A 2,532-nucleotide genomic window follows, 5' to 3' on the forward strand; every position below is an offset into this window, starting at 1 on the left:
CGCCAGGGCTGCGCGGTCGCCGGCGTGCTCATCGCGTCACCTCCAGCGCGCTCACCCGGCCCGCGCCCGGCGGGCCGGCTCGCCGCCCTCGGACATGGACATGAGGTCCCGGTAACCGGGCTCGGCAGCCATCAGTTCCCGGTGCGCGCCCACGGCCGCGATAACCCCGCCGTCCAGCAGCGCCACGGCGTCGCCCAGCAGCACGGTGGACGGCCGGTGCGCGACGACCAGCGCCGTGGTCCCGGCCAGCACGTCGCCAAGGGCCGTGGTGACCCGCTCCTCGGTGCGCACGTCGAGGGCCGACAGCGGGTCGTCGAGGATCAGCACCTCGGGCCTGGCGAGGATCGCGCGGGCCAGCGCGACCCGCTGCCGCTGCCCGCCGGACAGCGCCATGCCCTGCTCGCCGATCCGGGTGTCCAGCCCCCACGGCAGGTCATAGGCGAACCGCGCCTGCGCGGCGGCCAGCGCCGCCTCGATCTCGTCGTCCGAGGCGTCCGGCGCGCCGAAGGTGACGTTCTCCCGCACGCTCGCGGAGAACAGCGTGGCCTCCTCGAACGCGCAGCCCACCGCCGTGCGCAGCGCGGCGAGCGGGATGTCGCGCACGTCGGTGCCGCCGATCAGCACCCGGCCGCTGGTCGTGTCCGCCAGCCGCGGCACGAGCTGCAGCAGCGTCGTCTTGCCTGACCCGGTCGCCCCGACGAGCACCAGCGTCTCGCCGCGTGCCAGGCTCAGGTCGACGTCCCGCAGCACCGGCTCTCTGCTGCCTGGATAGGTGAACCCCACATGCTCGAAGCGCAGGTGGGCGGGGGCGAAGACGCGGGCCCGTTCGGAGGGAACGGTTTTCTCCGTGATCTCCGGATCGGTGTCGAAGATCTCCAGCACCCGCTGCGCGGCGGTCGCCGCCTCCTCACCGGAGGCGATGATGTACCCGAGCGCCTCGATCGGCCACACCAGGAACAGGGCCAGCGTGATGAAGGCGACCAGGCCGCCGATGGTCAGCGAGTGGTGGCTGACCGCGATCGCGCCGAGCACCACGATGAGCGCGATCGCGGCGTTCGGGATGAGGTCGAGCACCGACCAGAAGCCGCCGAGGATGCGGGCCTTGGCGACCTGAGTCTTGTACACCTCGGTGGACTGGGCGAAGTGAGCCTCCGCCGCCTCGGGGGCGCGGCCGAGGGCCTTCAGCACCCGTACCCCGGTCGCCGCCTCCTCGACCAGCGTGGTCAGGTCGCCTTCCTGGTCCTGCACCCGCCGGGACAGCACCTTGTACTTCCGCTCGAACCTGGTGCAGAACACCAGCACCGGCGCGAACATCGCGCCGGTAATCAGGCCGAGCCACCAGTTCAAGTGGATGAGCAGCGCGGTGACCCCGAAGAACATCACGATGCTGGTGATCAGGAAGACGACCCCGAACCCGGCGAACCGGCGGATGGACGACAGGTCAGTGGTGGCACGGGACAGCAGCTGGCCGGACTGCCACTCGTCGTGGAACGCGGGATCCAGCCGCTCCAGGTGCGCGTACAGGTCGTCCCTGATCGTCTTCTCCATGTCGGTGACCGCGTTGCCCTGCACCCAGCGGCGGATCAGGCTCAGCACGGCGGACGCCACGCCGAGGGCGATCGCGGCGATGCCGAACGGGATCAGCAGGTCGCGCTCGTCGTGCGCGACGGCGCCGTCGATCACGGCCTTGACGAGCAGCGGGATCGCGACCTCCGCGCCCTCCGCGGCCAGGGCCGCGACGATCATCGCGATCAGCTGGAAGCGGTACGGGCGCAGGTACGGGCGCAGCCGCCAAAGGGCGGCGACTGGGCTGGAGGACACTAGGCGGAGCGTAATAACTGCGGCCGGGGATGTCACCTGGTTTTTTCGACGGGCGTATATGATCGTGCGTCATGGCTACGACCTTCGACGTCGCCCGCGTCCGGGGTAGCTACCCCGCGCTGGCCGACGGGCACGCCTACCTGGACGGCGCGGCGGGGACCCAGGTTCCCGGTTCCGTCATCGACGCGATCGCGGCCGCGTACCGAGCCGGAATCGGGAACATCGGGGGCGCGTTCGCGGCGAGCGAGCGTTCCGATGCGATCGTGGCGGAGGCGCGGCGCGCCGTCGCCGACCTGACCGGTGGCGCGGCGTCCGGGGTGGTCTTCGGGCCGAGCATGACGGCGCTGACGTACCGGATGTCGGCCGCGCTGGCGCGCGGCTGGGCGCCAGGGGACGAGATCGTGGTGTCCAGGCTCGACCACGACGCTAACATCCGGCCGTGGATCCAGGCCGCGGCGCGGGCCGGGGCGGTGGTCCGCTGGGCGGAGGCCGACCTGGCGACCGGGGAGCTGCCCGCGGCACAGTACGCGGAGCTGGTCGGCGACAGGACCCGGCTGGTGGCGGTGACGGCGGCGAGCAACGTGCTCGGGACGCGGCCTGACGTGGCGGCGATCGCGGCCGTCGCGCACGCGGCAGGCGCGCTGTGCTACGTGGACGGCGTGCACGCTACCCCGCACATTCCGGTGGACGTGTCCGCGCTCGGCGCGGACT

At 72.2% G+C, this 2,532-nt stretch carries 2 protein-coding genes; one reads left to right on the forward strand and one right to left on the reverse strand.

Going from position 1 to position 2,532, the window contains the following annotated elements:
• Positions 1-51 precede the first annotated feature (51 nt).
• Complete coding sequence (locus WA805_RS11290; RefSeq protein WP_425242316.1) at positions 52-1,821, reverse strand: ABC transporter ATP-binding protein; 1,770 nt, start codon at positions 1,819-1,821, stop codon at positions 52-54.
• A gap of 71 nt (positions 1,822-1,892) precedes the next feature.
• On the opposite strand from WA805_RS11290, the gene WA805_RS11295 reads away from it, so the two are divergent.
• Positions 1,893-2,532 (forward strand): aminotransferase class V-fold PLP-dependent enzyme (locus WA805_RS11295; protein WP_425242317.1); only part of this gene is annotated, 640 nt, incomplete at its 3' end.

Source organism: Trebonia sp. (genome assembly GCF_049794275.1).
Taxonomy (GTDB): domain Bacteria; phylum Actinomycetota; class Actinomycetes; order Streptosporangiales; family Streptosporangiaceae; genus Trebonia.